We start from the raw sequence: 14,659 nt of genomic DNA on the forward strand, positions 1-14,659 counted from the left end.
AAGAGCAAGAGCAAGAGCAAGAGCAAGAGCAAGAGCAAGAGCAAGAGCAAGAGCATGCAGGTCTGGTGGTGACTCAATGTGCCAGTGAGATGCGCTGTGGCGTCGGGGCGAGACCAAGAATCAGATTTAACACCTTTCTTGTAGGCCGTTTCCCAAAGATACTCTTAACACCTATTCTCCGTTGCGCGCGCCAAATGCGGCCTCTAGTCTCGGCATGTCGTTGACCTTCAATGACCGGGTTAGCCGCCCGAAATCGTCAGACACCGCAGCTGAGCAATACCGAGTAATCGGCATTGACGCCTTATGGCGGCTGTGCGTGGGGCACCTGCGGGTGCGCCGGGTGCCTGACGTCCCGGTCGGCTAACCCACGTACAGCTGCCACCATACTGTTTAGCCGCGGTTGGTGGTCGCTTCACTACGACAGGAGCCTTAAATGACCACCGAAGACACGAAATGCACAGTCGGCAAAACCATATTCTTTCAAGGTGAAAACCAGACCCACCCCCTGTTCCGCATCGAACCCGGCATCTCCTGCCAGAACGCCCGCGAACAAGCCTCGGAATTGATCGGCTATGCGCGGGACCTGACCATCGACGGCCTGATGGAAGAAAAGCCAAAGCTGATCTGGGCCGCGCACTACCTTTGCGCCTTGGGCAAAGCGCTGCTGGATGATGCCGAACTCGGCATGATGCGTTAGGACCTGAAACGCGCGCAGGCCATTCGCGGCACGGGCCGCGCTCTCATGGAGCCGCATATAACTGAAAGATTTAGCAGGGGCTCTGTGGGAGCGGGCGCGCCCGCGAACACCGGCGCAGCCGGTGCCAGTCACCGCGTTGGGTTCTTCGCGGGCACGCCCGCTCCCACAGAAGCCACGTCGCCCGGCCTGAGCCGAAGTTGCTTCAAGCCTGCTTGAGCAACAACGCCACCCCCGGGAAATACTGCCCCAGCTCGTTGTGCAACTTGCGGTAGGCATACGGGAAGTACCAGGCGATGGCACAGGCGGTATGTTTCTGCAGATCGTCGACCAGGTCCTGCAGTTCCTCGGGGCTGGCATGCTGGCCAGCCTTCCACGGGCTGATGAACAGCGCACCAGCTTTCAACTGGCTGGGGTAGGCCACCTGGCGCGCCAAGGCAGTGGTCTGCTGCAGGGCGTCGGCCATGTCCAGCCGAGCGATTCTTGGCCAGCGCTGACTGACACTGAGGTACAGCGCTTCATCGGCACTGCTGATCGACAGGTCGCAGCGCCCTTCGTGTTCACCTTCGTCGCGCTGCTTCTTGCCGGCAAACTGCTGCAGCGCCGCCAGTTCGGTTTGCCAGGCCGCTGCGGCAAGCAGCCCCGTATTGGCGGCGGCGCCATGCCAGTAAGGTGCTTCGGCATCGCCAGCAAACTGGTTGAAGCGGTCGATACAGTCGCCCCAGCGCTCCAGCACCGGAGAAAGAAACTCCAGGCGCGGGTTGTTGATGATCTGGCCTCGCATGCTGCGCTCTCCTGTTGTAGTTGTGATCGCGTTCAGCCGAAAGTGATGGCTATGTGATATCACTGTATTCAGTGTGGCACAACAAGGTGAATTGGCCATTACCCAGGCGGAGCCTGTTCGGCTGCAAAGCGGCCCGCTTCGATTGACGCTCCCGGTCCAACCCTCTAACCTTCGCGCGTGTTTCAGGTGCCCTGCCAGCCCCGACTGGGCAGGGTGAAACTGGGAAGCCGGTGGGTGCCAGCATGGCGCGATTCCGGCGCTGCCCCCGCAACGGTAGGTGAGTCACGGCCGCGCAGGGCCACTGGGTGCAAGCACCCGGGAAGGCGCGCAGGCCTGGGCCAAGGCCCGCTCACAAGCCCGGAGACCGGCCTGATACTGCCAACGGCATCACGGAGGGTGATGCGCGGTGCACCGTGGCGTACGGCCACGGCCCCTGCGCGTTCTCCGTCTGCCCGCCTTTTACCTGTCGCCGCGCGTTGCCGTGGCGCCAGCCAGCGGAGAACCCTGATGAGCGAATCCACCGAACGCGACGAACGCCACCTGGCGCGCATGCAGCGCAAGAAGGCGATCATCGACGAACGCATCGCCAATTCCCCCAACGAATGCGGCCTGCTGCTGGTACTGACCGGCAATGGCAAGGGCAAGAGCAGCTCGGCCTTCGGTATGCTCGCGCGCGCACTGGGCCATGGCATGCAATGCGGTGTGGTGCAGTTCATCAAGGGCCGCAACAGCACCGGCGAAGAGCTGTTCTTCCGCCGTTTCCCCGAGCAGGTGCGCTACCACGTGATGGGCGAGGGCTTTACCTGGGAAACCCAGGATCGCCAGCGCGACATCGCCGCCGCCGAAGCCGCCTGGGCCGTTTCGCGCCAGTTGCTGCAAGACCCGAGCGTGCAGTTCGTGGTGCTCGATGAACTGAACATCGCCCTCAAGCACGGCTACCTCGACCTTGACCAGGTGCTGTCCGACATCCAGGCCCGCCCACCGATGCAGCATGTGATCGTCACTGGCCGTGCCGCGAAACCCGAGATGATCGAGCTGGCCGACACCGTGACCGAGATGGGCATGCTCAAGCACGCCTTCCAGGCCGGCATCCGTGCACAGAAGGGCGTGGAACTGTGAGCCAGCCGCGCCAGTGCCCTGCCGTGCTGATCGCGGCGCCGGCCTCAGGCCAGGGCAAGACCACTGTCACCGCTGCCTTGGCCCGGCTGCACCGCAACCTCGGGCGCAAGGTCCGGGTGTTCAAGTGCGGGCCCGACTTCCTCGACCCGATGATCCTCGAACGGGCCAGCGGCGCGCCGGTGTACCAGCTCGACCTGTGGATGATCGGCGCCGAGGAAAGCCGCCGCCTGCTGTGGGAAGCCGCCGGCGAGGCCGACCTGATCCTGATCGAAGGGGTGATGGGGCTGTTCGACGGCACGCCGTCCAGCGCCGACCTGGCGCGTCACTTCGGCGTGCCGGTACTGGCGGTGATCGACGGCACGGCCATGGCCCAGACCTTTGGCGCCCTGGCCCTGGGCTTGGCACGCTACCAGGCGGACCTGCCGTTTGCCGGTGTATTGGCCAACCGGGTGGGCAGCCTGCGCCACGCGCAACTGCTGGAAGGTAGCCTGACCGAAGGCCTGCGCTGGTATGGCGGCTTGTCCCGCGAGCGCGGTATAGAGCTACCCAGCCGCCACCTGGGGCTGGTCCAGGCCAGCGAGCTGAACGACCTGGACGCTCGCCTGGATGCCGCTGCCGAGGCGCTTGGCGCCAGTTGCGATGCCGCCTTGCCGCCGCCAGTGACCTTTGCCGAACCCGAGCCGCAAGCCACTACCGCCTCGTTGACCGGTGTGCGCATTGGCGTGGCGCGGGACGAGGCCTTTGCCTTCACCTATGGCGCCAACCTCGACCTGCTGCGCAACCTGGGCGCGCAGCTGGAGTTTTTCTCGCCGCTGCATGACCGCGAACTGCCAGCAGTGGACAGCCTGTATCTGCCAGGCGGTTATCCCGAACTGCACCACCACGCCCTGGCTGCCAACGCGCCAATGAGCGAGGCGATCCGTGCCCATCACGCCCAGGGCAAACCGTTGCTGGCAGAGTGCGGCGGCATGCTGTACCTGCTTGATGCCCTGACCGACGTGGTCGGCGAGCGTGCCGAGCTGCTCGGCCTGCTGCCGGGCGAAGCGACCATGCAGAAGCGCCTGGCTGCCTTGGCCCTGCAGGCGGTGGAACTGCCGGAAGGCACCCTGCGCGGTCACACCTATCACCATTCGTTGACCAGTACCGTACTGGAGCCGATCGCACGTGGTCTGAGCCCCAACGGCGGGCGTGGCAACGAAGCGGTGTATCGTCTGGGTCGGCTGACGGCTTCCTACGTGCACTTCTACTTTCCCTCCAACCCTGATGCGGCGGCGGCGCTGTTGCGACCATGAGCGAACACGCCTACAGCGACGCCGAGCGCGCCGCGATCTATCGGGCCATCGGCGAACGCCGTGACATGCGCCATTTCGCCGGTGGCAAGGTAGCCCCGGAACTGCTGGGCCGCCTGTTGGCTGCCGCGCACCAGGCGCCCAGCGTCGGGCTGATGCAGCCCTGGCGTTTCATCCGCATCACCCAGCGCGACCTGCGTGCGCGCATCCAGGCCTTGGTGGAAGCAGAGCGGGTGCGTACCGCCGAAGCGTTGGGCGAACGCTCCGACGCCTTCATGAAACTGAAGGTGGAGGGCATCAATGACTGCGCCGAGTTGCTGGTGGCCGCCCTGATGGACAACCGCGAGCCGCATATCTTCGGCCGCCGCACCCTGCCGGAAATGGACCTGGCATCGCTGGCCTGCGCCATCCAGAACCTGTGGCTGGCAGCCCGTGGCGAAGGCCTGGGCATGGGCTGGGTGTCGCTGTTCGACCCGCAGGCGCTGGCGGCGCTGCTGGGCATGCCGGCCGGGGCCAAGCCGGTCGCGGTGCTGTGCCTGGGGCCGGTAACCGAGTTCTACCCGGCACCGATGCTGGTGCTGGAAAACTGGGCCGAGGAACGGCCCTTGAGTGAAATGCTCTTTGAGAACCAATGGGGAGAGCGCCAATGAGCGTGGCCTTGCTGACCGTGGCCGGGATGGCCCTGGATGCCTTGCTGGGCGAACCGCAGCGGCGCCATCCGCTGGTAGCCTTCGGCAACATGGCCAGTAACCTCGAGCGCCGCCTGAATGCAGGTGGGCGCGGCTGGCGCAGCCACGGGGTGAGCGCATGGTTCCTGGCCGTGGTGCCGCTTACCCTGGTGGTACTGATCCTCTCCTGGCTGCCGTACATCGGCTGGCTGGTCGACGTGCTGGCGCTGTACTGCGCCGTCGGGCTGCGCAGCCTGGGCGAACACGTGTTGCCAGTGGCCAGTGCCTTGCGCCAGGGTGACCTGCAAGAAGCGCGGCGCCGTGTGGGCTACCTGGTCAGCCGCGAAACCCGTGAACTGGACGAACCTGCGGTTGCCCGGGCGGCCACCGAATCGGTACTGGAGAATGGCAGCGATGCTGTATTCGCCGCGCTGTTCTGGTTCGTGGTCGCCGGCGCGCCGGGCGTGGTGCTGTACCGCCTGAGCAACACCCTGGACGCCATGTGGGGCTACCGCAACGAGCGCTTCGAACGCTTCGGCTGGTGCGCGGCGCGCGTCGACGATGTGCTCAACTATATTCCCGCCAGGCTGGTGGCGTTGACCTACGCGCTGCTGGGCAAGACCCGCCTGGCCCTGGCCTGCTGGCGCAAGCAGGGCCCGCTGTGGGACAGCCCCAATGCCGGGCCGGTGATGGCCGCCGGTGCTGGTGCGTTGGGGGTGGAACTCGGTGGCCCGGCGGTGTACCACGGCGAGCTGCATGAGCGGCCACGCCTGGGTGACGGGCCAATGGCCGACGCCGACGCCATCGATCGTGGCTGGGGCCTGGTGCAGCGCGGCGTATGGCTGTGGCTGCTGGTGATCTGCCTGGGGGCCTATATCAATGCTTGAACACGGAGGCCGCCTGCTGCGGGCGGTACGGCAATACGGCATCGCCCGCGAGCAGTGGCTCGACCTGTCCAGCGGCATTGCGCCATGGCCTTTCCCGATTCCACCGATCCCCATGGAGGCCTGGGCCCGCCTGCCGGAGACCGAGGACGGCCTGGAGGACGCCGCGCGTGCGTATTACGGCGCCCGCCAATTGCTGGCGGTGGCCGGTTCCCAGGCCGCGATCCAGGCCTTGCCGCTGTTGCGCGCAGCCGGCCGGGTAGGGGTGTTGACGCCATGCTATGCCGAGCATCCATACGCGTGGCAACGGGCGGGGCACCAGTTGCTGGAGCTGGATGAAGCGCAGGTCGAGGCGACGCTCGACAGCCTCGACGTACTGGTGCTGGTGAACCCCAACAACCCTACCGGCCGCCGGGTGCCGCGTGAACGCCTGCTGGATTGGCACATGCGCCTGGCCGCCCGCGGTGGCTGGCTGCTGGTCGATGAAGCGTTCATGGACAACACCCCGGCGCAAAGCGTGGTCGATTGTGCCGAGCGCCCGGGGCTGATCGTGCTGCGCTCGTTCGGCAAGTTCTTCGGCCTGGCTGGTGTGCGCCTGGGGTTCGTTGCCGCCGAACGCAGCCTGCTGCTGCGCCTGGCCGAGTTGCTCGGCCCGTGGACTGTCAATGGCCCGACCCGGGTGCTGGCCCAGGCCAGCCTGGCCGACCACGTCGCCCAGCGTGTGCAGGTCGAACGCTGCGCTGCCGCCAGCCAGCGGCTGGCTATGCTGTTGCGCAGCGCCGGCCTGGCGCCCAGCGGTGGTTGCGATCTGTTCCAGTACGTACGCAGCGAGCACGCTGCGCAACTGCATGACTTTCTCGCCCGCCGCGGCATCTTGGTGCGGCTGTTCGAGCAGCCGCAGGCGATACGCCTGGGGCTGCCAGCCTGTGCGGCGGACGAACAGCGCCTGGCCCAAGCCCTGGCGGCCTATCAGAAGGAAACGGCATGACCACCCTCATGGTGCAAGGCACCACCTCCGACGCTGGCAAGAGCACGCTGGTGACCGCACTGTGCCGCTGGCTGTTGCGCCAGGGCGTCGGCGTGGTGCCGTTCAAGCCGCAGAACATGGCGCTGAACAGCGCGGTGACCGCCGATGGCGGTGAAATCGGCCGGGCCCAGGCGGTGCAGGCCCAGGCCTGCCGGCTGCAACCACACACCGACATGAACCCGGTGCTGCTCAAGCCCAACAGCGACACCGGCGCCCAGGTGATCATCCATGGCCGTGCCGTTACCAGCATGAACGCGGTGGCCTACCACGACTACAAGGCTATCGCCATGCAGGCGGTGCTGGCTTCGCACCAGCGTCTGAGTGCTGCCTGGTCGGTGGTCATGGTCGAAGGCGCGGGCTCGCCGGCAGAGATCAACCTGCGTGCCGGTGACATTGCCAACATGGGCTTTGCCGAAGCGGTGGACTGCCCGGTGATCCTGGTTGCCGACATCAATCGTGGTGGTGTGTTCGCCCATCTCGTCGGCACCCTGGAACTGCTATCGCCCAGTGAGCAGGCGCGGGTAAAGGGCTTTGTCATAAACCGCTTCCGCGGCGACATCGCCTTGCTGCAGCCGGGGCTGGACTGGCTGGAACAGCGCACCGGCAAACCGGTACTGGGCGTGCTGCCGTATGTTAACGACCTGCATCTGGAAGCCGAAGACGGCATCGACGCACGCCAGGGGGCAAAGGCCGAGCGCGTGCTCAAGGTGATCGTCCCGGTGCTGCCGCGTATCAGCAACCACACAGACTTCGACCCACTGCGCCTGCACCCCCAGGTGGACCTGCAGTTCATCGGCCCGGGCCAGCCGATCCCGGCCGCCGACCTGATCATCCTGCCGGGTTCCAAAAGTGTGCGCGGCGACCTGGCGCAACTGCGTGAGCGCGGTTGGGACAAGGCCATCGACCGGCACCTGCGCTATGGCGGCAAGCTGATCGGGATCTGCGGTGGCCTGCAGATGCTGGGCCGCGAAGTGCATGACCCGCTTGGTCTCGAAGGGGCTGCTGGCTCCAGCCCGGGGCTTGGCCTGCTCGATTACGCCACGGTGCTCGAAGCCGAGAAGCAACTGCGCAACGTTGCCGGCACACTGAACCTCGAAGCAGTCCCGGTTGCCGGTTATGAAATTCATGCCGGCGTCACCACGGGGCCTGCCGTGGAGCAGCCAGCCGTGCAACTTGCCGATGGCCGTTGCGATGGTGCTGTCAGTGCTGATGGCCAGATACTTGCCACCTACCTGCACGGCCTGTTTGAAGGCAGCCAGTCGTGCGCGGCGCTGCTGCGCTGGGCTGGGCTGGATGATGTGCAGGCCGTCGACTACCAGGCCCTGCGCGAACGCGATATCGAACGCCTGGCCGACCTGGTGGAAAAGCACCTGGACACCGCGCGCCTGCGCCAGCTCTGTGGGGTGGCCTGACATGCTCAACCTGATCCTCGGCGGCGCCCGCTCGGGCAAGAGCCGCCTGGCCGAACGGCTGGCCAGCGCCAGTGGCCTGCCGGTGACCTACATCGCCACCAGCCAGCCGCTGGATGGTGAAATGAACGAACGCGTGCTGCTGCACCGCCAGCGTCGCCCCGATGGCTGGGGGTTGATCGAAGAACCCCTGGCCCTGGCCGCGGTACTGCGCGCCGAAGCGGCCGAAGGGCGATGCCTGCTGGTGGATTGCCTGACCCTGTGGCTGACCAACCTGCTGATGCTCGAAGACGACCAGCGCCTGGCCGAGGAGCGTGATGCGCTGCTGGCCTGCCTGGAACAGTTGCCGGGCACGGTCATCCTGGTCAGTAACGAAACCGGACTGGGCGTCGTGCCCATGGGCGAGCTGACTCGTCGTTATGTCGACCTGGCCGGCTGGCTGCACCAGGCCGTGGCCGAACGCTGTCAGCGCGTGGTGCTGACTGTGGCCGGCCTGCCCCTAATGCTCAAAGGACCTGCACTATGATCCAAGCCTGGTGGCGTGACGCCTGCCAACCTATCGACAACGCCGCCATGGACCAGGCCCGCGCCCGTCAGCAGCAGCTGACCAAACCTGCCGGTTCGCTAGGCCAACTGGAAGGATTGGCCATTCAGCTGGCCGGCCTGCAGGGGTGTGAACGGCCGACCTTGGATAACGCCGCAATCAGCATTTTTGCCGGTGACCACGGCGTGGTCGAGGAAGGCATCTCGGCCTACCCGCAAGCGGTGACCGGGCAGATGCTGCGCAACTTCGTCGGTGGTGGCGCGGCAATCAGCGTGCTGGCGCGCCAGCTGCAGGCGAGTCTGGAAGTGGTCGACCTGGGCACCATCGACCCGCACCTGGAACTGCCTGGCGTGCGCCATCTGCGCCTGGGCGCCGGTACCGCCAACTTCGCCTGCCAGCCAGCAATGACCGAGAGCCAGCTGCAGGCCGCCCTGCAGGCTGGCCGCGATAGTGCCCTGCGCGCCGCCGAACAGGGCGCGCAGCTGTTCATCGGGGGCGAGATGGGTATTGGCAACACCACGGCTGCCGCTGCCCTGGCCAGCGTGTTGCTCGGCTGCCCGCCGGCTGAATTGAGTGGCCCGGGTACCGGCCTGGACCACGCCGGGGTGCGGCACAAGGCCGAGGTCATCGAGCGTGCGTTGAGCCTGCATGGCCTTAGCGCCAACGATCCATTGCAGGCACTGGGCTGTGTCGGTGGTTTCGAGATCGCGGCCTTGGCCGGTGCCTACATTGGCTGTGCGCAGGCGGGTATCGCGGTACTGGTGGACGGCTTCATCTGCAGTGTCGCCGCGCTGCTGGCGGTGCGCCTCAACCCGCAGTGTCGGGCCTGGTTGCTGTTCGCCCACCAAGGCGCAGAGCCTGGGCACAAAGCCTTGCTCGACGCCTTGCAGGCCGAGCCGTTGCTGGCCCTGGGCCTGCGCCTGGGCGAGGGCAGTGGGGCTGCCCTGGCCGTACCGCTGTTGCGCCTGGCCTGTGCGTTGCACGAGCAGATGGCGACCTTCGCCGAGGCTGCGGTGGCGGACCGCCCGGCATGATCCTCGACCTGCTGCGCCATGGCGAAACGGAACAGGGCGGCCTGCGTGGCAGCCTTGATGATGCCTTGACCGACAAGGGCTGGGCGCAGATGCGTCAAGCCGTGGCCGAAGCCGGCCCGTGGGAGGTGCTGGTCAGTTCGCCGCTGCAGCGCTGTGCGTGTTTTGCCGAGGAACTGGGCGAGCGGCTGAACCTGCCTGTGCAGCGCGAAGCGGCATTGCAGGAGCTGCATTTTGGCGACTGGGAGGGCCGTAGTGCGGCGCAGATCATGGAAGACCAGGCGGACGCGCTGGGGCGCTTCTGGGCGGACCCTTACGCGTTTACACCGCCCAATGGCGAGCCGGTCGAGGCGTTCGCCGAGCGTGTGCTGGCGGCTGTCGAGCGCCTGAGCCAGCAGCATGCTGGCAAGCGTGTGCTGCTGGTCACCCATGGCGGCGTGATGCGGCTGCTGCTGGCCCGTGCCCGTGGTTTGCCAAGGGCGCAGTTGCTGCAGGTCGAAGTCGGCCACGCTGCGCTCATGCGATTGGTGCCGGGTGACGACGGCCAGTGGGTCGAGGGGCGCTGACATGTTGCCGTTGTGGATTGCCTTGCAGTTTCTCAGCAGCCTGCCGGTGAGTCTGCCAGGCATGCCGGCGCCGCGCGAGGTGGGGCGCTCGCTGCTCTGCTACCCGCTGGTCGGGTTGCTGTTCGGCCTGTTGCTGTGGCTGGCCAGCTACCTGCTGCAGGGCACGCCTGCGCCGCTGCACGCGGCCCTGCTGCTCACGTTGTGGGTGTTGCTCAGTGGCGCCTTGCACCTGGATGGCCTGGCGGACAGCGCCGACGCTTGGCTTGGCGGTTTCGGTGACCGCGAACGCACCTTGCTGATCATGAAGGACCCACGTAGCGGGCCGATTGCCGTGGTCACCCTGGTGCTGGTGCTGTTGCTGAAGTTCTGCGCTTTGTGGGTGGTGGTCGAGCAGGGCATTGGCGCACAGTTGCTACTGGCACCGTTGATCGGGCGGGCGGCGATGCTCGGGCTGTTCCTGAGTACACCTTATGTACGGCAGGGCGGTTTGGGGCAGGCGCTGGCCGAGCACCTGCCCCGGCAGGCGGCCGGCTGGGTGCTGCTGGGCTGTGTGCTTTTCTGCCTGGTCCTGGGCGGGTGGATCGTGGTGCTGGCGTTGGCGGTGTTTGCCTGGTTGCGGCACCTGATGTGCCGGCGCCTGGGCGGGACTACCGGCGATACCGCTGGTGCAATGCTGGAGTTGCTCGAACTGGCCGTGGTGCTGGGGTTGGCGTTGGGCCTCTGAGCCTTGCTCTGGGCCCTGCAGGAGCGCAATCAGATGTGTCTGTAGGGCGTTTCTGAGCCTAACGTGTCGGTAAATTCCTGAAAAAACTCAGCAAGAACCGGCATCTTTTCACTGGCGTATGCTTGCCCCTCCCGCAAACTGTCGAGGAGTGTCGGCACCATGCGTCATGTCATTCTTGCTGCGTTTTTGTTGGCCATGGGGCCTGCCGCCGTGGCAGCCGATCTCATGGCTTTCTGGAACTACCCCCGCCACGGTGGCAACAGCTTCAACCGGCTGCCACCTGACCAAGCCTACTTCGACGCCTTGAGCGGTTATGGCGCGACCTGGGTGCGGCTGTCCTACGACAAATGGCAGCCGGCGGAACGCGATTTCCTCATCGGCGATGCCGATGCCTACCAAGGCCTGCCTGCCGCCGACCTGGCCACGCTGCGAGCTACCCTCGACCGCGCCCACCAGGCCGGCCTCAAGGTGGTCATCTCACCGCTCTCGTTACCCGGCATGCGCTGGTCGCAAAACAACCAGGGCCAGTTCGACGACCGCCTCTGGCAGGACAAACGCTACTGGTTGCAGTCTGCGGCCTTCTGGCGGGATCTGGCCCGTGAGCTGAAAGGTCACCCGGCCATCGCCGCCTACAACCTGGTCAACGAGCCCGCTCCGGAGAAGCACGGTGGCCTGGCCGAGCATGCCGACCTTGGGCGAATGCAGCAATGGTATGCAGGGCAGCAGGGCAGTGCGCGTGATCTGCCGGCTCTGTATCGGCAGTTGATAGCGGCCATTCGCGAGGAGGACGCGGACACGCCGGTCATGCTCGATGCCGGCTGGTTCGCCGCCGCCGACGCCTTCGGTTACTGGCCGGCTCCCCTGGAAGACCAGCGGGTGCTGTACAGCGTGCACATGTACGAGCCCTATCTGGTGACCAGTGCACCGAACATGACGCGCAAGCAACCCATCGCCTATCCCGGCCCGGCACCGTTTGCGGGGCAGACGCAGCAGTGGGATGGCCAGCGTGTGGCGCAATACCTGCGCCAGCCGCTGGATTGGGCTGCGGCCATGAACGTGCCCCGCTCGCGGCTAGTGGTGGGTGAGTTCGGCTGCATGCGCAGGCTGCCGGGCTGCCGGCAATACCTGGAAGACGTGCTCAGCGTGCTGGATCGCCACCGGTTGCACTGGGCCTTCTACAGCTTCCGTGAAGACAACTGGGATGGCATGGACTACGAACTGGGCTCGACCAAGGTGCCGTGGCGCTATTGGCAGGCAATCGAGCAGGGCACTCCAGACCCGCTACCGCGCAAGGCCACGGTTGAGTTCGAGCCGATTCGCAAGCGGCTGAACCCAGGCTGAGGTGTCTGACAGTCGTGAAAACTCTTGCAACACACATGACGCGGGTATATACACGTATCCATGTTGACCAGTGAATGCATCTGCACCCATCTGCGTCGCGCCGCCCGTGGGGTGAGCCGGCATTACGACGAGGCCCTTGCCAGCTTTGGGGTCAATGTCGCCCAGTTTTCCCTGTTGCGCCATCTGCAGCGGCTCGATCGTCCTAGTATCACCACCCTGGCGGAGGCCATGGGCCTGGAGCGCAGTACCCTGGGCCGCAACCTGCGGGTGCTGGAGGCTGAAGGGCTGGTGGCCTTGGCCGATGGTGACGACCAACGCAACCGCGTGGTGCTGCTGACCGAGGCCGGTACCCAATTGCTGCACGCGGCCCATCCGGCCTGGGAACAGGCACAGGCAGAGTTGGTGGAGCGGCTGGGGGCAGGGCAGCGGGATGAACTGGTCCGTTTGCTCAATCAGCTGGCTTGAAATTGATACGACTATAAGCGGGTATATACCCGTAAAACCTTGCGATGTGCTGGAGATAACGACAATGACTTCGGTGTGGCGAACCAGCGGGTGGGTATTGGTGGGGGCAGCGCTGATCCTGGCGCTATCCCTGGGTGTGCGGCACGGCTTCGGCCTGTTCCTGGCGCCTATGAGCGCGGACTTCGGCTGGGGGCGTGAGGTGTTTGCTTTCGCCATTGCCTTGCAGAACCTGATCTGGGGGCTGGCGCAACCGTTCGCCGGCGCCCTGGCCGACCGCATGGGTGCGGCGCGGGTGGTGATCATTGGCGGTATTCTCTACGCTGCCGGGTTGGTGTTGATGGGCATGGCCGACTCGGCCTGGTCGTTGTCGCTGAGTGCCGGCTTGCTGATCGGTATCGGTCTGTCCGGCACCTCGTTCTCGGTCATCCTCGGCGTGGTCGGGCGTGCCGTGCCGGCGGAAAAGCGCAGCATGGCCATGGGTATTGCCAGCGCTGCCGGTTCTTTCGGCCAGTTCGCAATGTTGCCGGGCACTCTCGGCCTTATCCAGTGGCTGGGCTGGTCCGCAGCGTTGCTGGTACTGGGCCTGATGGTGGCGCTGATCGTGCCCTTCGTCGGCCTGCTGCGCGACCGGCCTCTGCCCACTCATGGAGCCGAACAGACCCTGAGCCAGGCTTTGCGCGAGGCTTGCTCGCACTCAGGCTTCTGGTTGCTGGCGCTGGGCTTTTTCGTTTGTGGTTTCCAGGTGGTGTTCATTGGCGTGCATCTGCCGGCCTACCTGGTCGACCAGCATCTGGCCGCGACTACCGGCACCACGGTGCTGGCGCTGGTAGGCCTTTTCAATATCGTCGGTACCTTCACTGCCGGCTGGCTGGGTGGGCGCATGTCCAAGCCGCGCCTGCTGACCGGGTTGTACCTGCTGCGTGCGGTAGTGATCGTGCTGTTCCTCTGGGCGCCGGTGACCGAATTCAGTGCTTATCTGTTCGGCATCGCCATGGGCCTGCTGTGGTTGTCCACGGTGCCGTTGACCAACGGTACCGTTGCCACCGTATTCGGCGTGCGCAACTTGTCCATGCTTGGCGGTATCGTCTTCCTGTTCCACCAGCTGGGTGCCTTCCTGGGCGGTTGGTTGGGCGGGGTGGTGTATGACCGCACCGGCAGCTACGACCTGGTCTGGCAGATTTCCATCCTGCTCAGCCTGCTGGCTGCCGCCCTCAACTGGCCCGTGCGCGAACGCCCGGTTGCCCGCCTGCAGGCCCAGGCCGCATGAACCGCTACCTGGTTCGAGGGTTACTGGCCCTCGCCGCCCTGTCGTTGCTGGCGCTGGTGTGGTGGGGCTGGCACAAGGGCGGGATGGCGTTGATGCAACTGGGCATGAGTGTTTGTTAGGCGCTACCCTGCAAGTTCGAGGATTGTCTTGCGGGAGAAAAGAGTCATGCGTGCACATTGGTTGACGGTGCCGGTGCTGGCCCTGGTTGCCAGCGCATCGAGCTGGGCTGCTGATTGCCCGGCGTTGTTGCAGGGCAGCCTGCCAGAGTTGCGAGGCAAGGGGCAGGTGGACCTGTGCGAGCGCTTTGCCGGCAAGCCCTTGGTGGTGGTGAATACGGCCAGTTACTGCGGTTTCGCGCCGCAGTTCGAGGGGCTTGAGGCGACGTACAAGGAATATCACGAGCAAGGCCTGGAAATGCTTGGTGTGCCGTCCAATGACTTCAAGCAGGAGGACGCCGACAGCGAGAAGACAGCCAAGGTATGTTATGCCAACTATGGCGTTACCTTTACCATGACCAAGACACAGGCGGTGCGGGGCGCAGATGCGATACCGCTGTTCGCGGAGCTGGCAAGCCAGAGCAGTGCGCCGAAGTGGAATTTCTACAAGTACGTGGTGGACCGCAAGGGCAAGGTGATTGATAACTTTTCCAGCCTGACCAAGCCGGATGATCCAGCGTTCCGGGCAGCCATCGAAAAGGCCATTGCCTCCCAGCCATAACCTAGCAGCTCTTGCTCTTGCTCTTGCTCTTGCTTCGGCTTTTGCTTCTAAGTGCGCGATAGTTCAGGCGCCGCAGATTGCGACTTCAGGAGGCCGAGCGAAGGGACTGCGGAGGGAGGTGACGGGCATG

At 65.4% G+C, this 14,659-nt stretch carries 17 protein-coding genes and 1 riboswitch; of the genes, 16 read left to right on the forward strand and 1 reads right to left on the reverse strand.

Going from position 1 to position 14,659, the window contains the following annotated elements; genetic code table 11:
- The first annotated feature begins 433 nt into the window (after nt 1-433).
- Nucleotides 434-697 carry a DUF3077 domain-containing protein gene (locus tag MJ643_RS29175; protein WP_013971373.1) on the forward strand — a complete coding sequence of 88 codons (264 nt, stop codon included), beginning with the start codon at nt 434-436 and terminating at the stop codon, nt 695-697.
- Between the two features lie 202 nt (nt 698-899).
- Here the strand turns inward: MJ643_RS29175 and MJ643_RS29180 are convergent, their stop codons facing one another.
- The gene (locus tag MJ643_RS29180; protein ID WP_013971374.1) at nt 900-1,478 is read right to left on the reverse strand and encodes a hypothetical protein; all 579 of its coding nucleotides are present in this window, start codon (nt 1,476-1,478) and stop codon (nt 900-902) included.
- Nucleotides 1,479-1,645: 167 nt separating this feature from the next.
- Nucleotides 1,646-1,866, forward strand: a riboswitch (cobalamin riboswitch).
- 119 nt (nt 1,867-1,985) lie between these two features.
- On the opposite strand from MJ643_RS29180, the gene cobO reads away from it, so the two are divergent.
- The 15 genes from cobO to MJ643_RS29250 all read left to right on the forward strand — a co-directional run bounded on the left by cobO (nt 1,986) and on the right by MJ643_RS29250 (nt 14,529).
- On the forward strand, nt 1,986-2,597 hold the full coding sequence (cobO, locus tag MJ643_RS29185) for a cob(I)yrinic acid a,c-diamide adenosyltransferase (protein ID WP_013971375.1): 612 nt from the start codon (nt 1,986-1,988) through the stop codon (nt 2,595-2,597).
- Complete coding sequence (locus MJ643_RS29190; RefSeq protein ID WP_013971376.1) at nt 2,594-3,889, forward strand: cobyrinate a,c-diamide synthase; 1,296 nt, start codon at nt 2,594-2,596, stop codon at nt 3,887-3,889. Before cobO ends, MJ643_RS29190 begins: the two co-directional genes overlap by 4 nt.
- Nucleotides 3,886-4,536, forward strand: coding sequence for a 5,6-dimethylbenzimidazole synthase (gene bluB, locus MJ643_RS29195; RefSeq protein WP_013971377.1), 651 nt, complete (start codon nt 3,886-3,888; stop codon nt 4,534-4,536). The genes MJ643_RS29190 and bluB overlap by 4 nt, the downstream gene beginning before the upstream one ends.
- Nucleotides 4,533-5,441, forward strand: coding sequence for an adenosylcobinamide-phosphate synthase CbiB (gene cbiB, locus MJ643_RS29200; protein WP_013971378.1), 909 nt, complete (start codon nt 4,533-4,535; stop codon nt 5,439-5,441). The genes bluB and cbiB overlap by 4 nt, the downstream gene beginning before the upstream one ends.
- Complete coding sequence (cobD, locus tag MJ643_RS29205; RefSeq protein ID WP_024086410.1) at nt 5,434-6,426, forward strand: threonine-phosphate decarboxylase CobD; 993 nt, start codon at nt 5,434-5,436, stop codon at nt 6,424-6,426. The genes cbiB and cobD overlap by 8 nt, the downstream gene beginning before the upstream one ends.
- Nucleotides 6,423-7,877, forward strand: a complete 1,455-nt coding sequence (locus MJ643_RS29210) for a cobyric acid synthase (RefSeq protein WP_024086411.1) — start codon at nt 6,423-6,425, stop codon at nt 7,875-7,877. Before cobD ends, MJ643_RS29210 begins: the two co-directional genes overlap by 4 nt.
- 1 nt (nt 7,878) lies before the next feature.
- Nucleotides 7,879-8,400: a bifunctional adenosylcobinamide kinase/adenosylcobinamide-phosphate guanylyltransferase gene (gene cobU / locus MJ643_RS29215; RefSeq protein WP_024086412.1), complete on the forward strand. Its 522-nt coding sequence runs from the start codon at nt 7,879-7,881 to the stop codon at nt 8,398-8,400.
- A complete protein-coding gene (gene cobT / locus MJ643_RS29220; RefSeq protein WP_024086413.1) occupies nt 8,397-9,452 on the forward strand; it encodes a nicotinate-nucleotide--dimethylbenzimidazole phosphoribosyltransferase in 1,056 nt (351 codons plus the stop codon). The genes cobU and cobT overlap by 4 nt, the downstream gene beginning before the upstream one ends.
- Nucleotides 9,449-10,015 carry an alpha-ribazole phosphatase family protein gene (gene cobC / locus MJ643_RS29225; protein ID WP_013971383.1) on the forward strand — a complete coding sequence of 189 codons (567 nt, stop codon included), beginning with the start codon at nt 9,449-9,451 and terminating at the stop codon, nt 10,013-10,015. Before cobT ends, cobC begins: the two co-directional genes overlap by 4 nt.
- 1 nt (nt 10,016) lies before the next feature.
- Nucleotides 10,017-10,739: an adenosylcobinamide-GDP ribazoletransferase gene (locus MJ643_RS29230; protein WP_013971384.1), complete on the forward strand. Its 723-nt coding sequence runs from the start codon at nt 10,017-10,019 to the stop codon at nt 10,737-10,739.
- Between the two features lie 225 nt (nt 10,740-10,964).
- Nucleotides 10,965-12,080 (forward strand): cellulase family glycosylhydrolase, encoded by a 1,116-nt coding sequence (locus tag MJ643_RS29235; RefSeq protein ID WP_169775177.1) that lies wholly within the window; start codon nt 10,965-10,967, stop codon nt 12,078-12,080.
- Nucleotides 12,081-12,140: 60 nt separating this feature from the next.
- On the forward strand, nt 12,141-12,545 hold the full coding sequence (locus MJ643_RS29240) for a MarR family winged helix-turn-helix transcriptional regulator (RefSeq protein ID WP_013971386.1): 405 nt from the start codon (nt 12,141-12,143) through the stop codon (nt 12,543-12,545).
- A gap of 73 nt (nt 12,546-12,618) precedes the next feature.
- Nucleotides 12,619-13,812, forward strand: coding sequence for an MFS transporter (locus MJ643_RS29245; RefSeq protein WP_161551462.1), 1,194 nt, complete (start codon nt 12,619-12,621; stop codon nt 13,810-13,812).
- Nucleotides 13,809-13,931, forward strand: a complete 123-nt coding sequence (locus MJ643_RS31530) for a hypothetical protein (RefSeq protein ID WP_023662692.1) — start codon at nt 13,809-13,811, stop codon at nt 13,929-13,931. Before MJ643_RS29245 ends, MJ643_RS31530 begins: the two co-directional genes overlap by 4 nt.
- Before the next feature lie 46 nt (nt 13,932-13,977).
- The gene (locus MJ643_RS29250; RefSeq protein ID WP_024086414.1) at nt 13,978-14,529 is read left to right on the forward strand and encodes a glutathione peroxidase; all 552 of its coding nucleotides are present in this window, start codon (nt 13,978-13,980) and stop codon (nt 14,527-14,529) included.
- The last annotated feature ends 130 nt before the right edge of the window (nt 14,530-14,659 follow it).

This window comes from Pseudomonas sp. PNPG3 (assembly GCF_023093815.1).
In the GTDB taxonomy this organism is placed as follows: Bacteria; Pseudomonadota; Gammaproteobacteria; order Pseudomonadales; family Pseudomonadaceae; genus Aquipseudomonas; species Aquipseudomonas asiatica.

Bases quoted from the DNA above. Each gene is read 5' to 3' on its own strand.
- bluB (WP_013971377.1), top strand. From the start codon at position 3,886: ATGAGCGAACACGCCTACAGCGACGCCGAGCGCGCCGCGATCTATCGG.
- MJ643_RS29240 (WP_013971386.1), top strand. From the start codon at position 12,141: ATGTTGACCAGTGAATGCATCTGCACCCATCTGCGTCGCGCCGCCCGT.
- MJ643_RS29175 (WP_013971373.1), top strand. From the start codon at position 434: ATGACCACCGAAGACACGAAATGCACAGTCGGCAAAACCATATTCTTT.
- MJ643_RS29235 (WP_169775177.1), top strand. From the start codon at position 10,965: ATGGCTTTCTGGAACTACCCCCGCCACGGTGGCAACAGCTTCAACCGG.
- MJ643_RS31530 (WP_023662692.1), top strand. From the start codon at position 13,809: ATGAACCGCTACCTGGTTCGAGGGTTACTGGCCCTCGCCGCCCTGTCG.
- cobC (WP_013971383.1), top strand. From the start codon at position 9,449: ATGATCCTCGACCTGCTGCGCCATGGCGAAACGGAACAGGGCGGCCTG.
- cobD (WP_024086410.1), top strand. From the start codon at position 5,434: ATGCTTGAACACGGAGGCCGCCTGCTGCGGGCGGTACGGCAATACGGC.
- MJ643_RS29210 (WP_024086411.1), top strand. From the start codon at position 6,423: ATGACCACCCTCATGGTGCAAGGCACCACCTCCGACGCTGGCAAGAGC.
- cobO (WP_013971375.1), top strand. From the start codon at position 1,986: ATGAGCGAATCCACCGAACGCGACGAACGCCACCTGGCGCGCATGCAG.
- cobU (WP_024086412.1), top strand. From the start codon at position 7,879: ATGCTCAACCTGATCCTCGGCGGCGCCCGCTCGGGCAAGAGCCGCCTG.
- MJ643_RS29180 (WP_013971374.1), bottom strand. From the start codon at position 1,478: ATGCGAGGCCAGATCATCAACAACCCGCGCCTGGAGTTTCTTTCTCCG.
- MJ643_RS29250 (WP_024086414.1), top strand. From the start codon at position 13,978: ATGCGTGCACATTGGTTGACGGTGCCGGTGCTGGCCCTGGTTGCCAGC.
- MJ643_RS29230 (WP_013971384.1), top strand. From the start codon at position 10,017: ATGTTGCCGTTGTGGATTGCCTTGCAGTTTCTCAGCAGCCTGCCGGTG.
- cobT (WP_024086413.1), top strand. From the start codon at position 8,397: ATGATCCAAGCCTGGTGGCGTGACGCCTGCCAACCTATCGACAACGCC.
- cbiB (WP_013971378.1), top strand. From the start codon at position 4,533: ATGAGCGTGGCCTTGCTGACCGTGGCCGGGATGGCCCTGGATGCCTTG.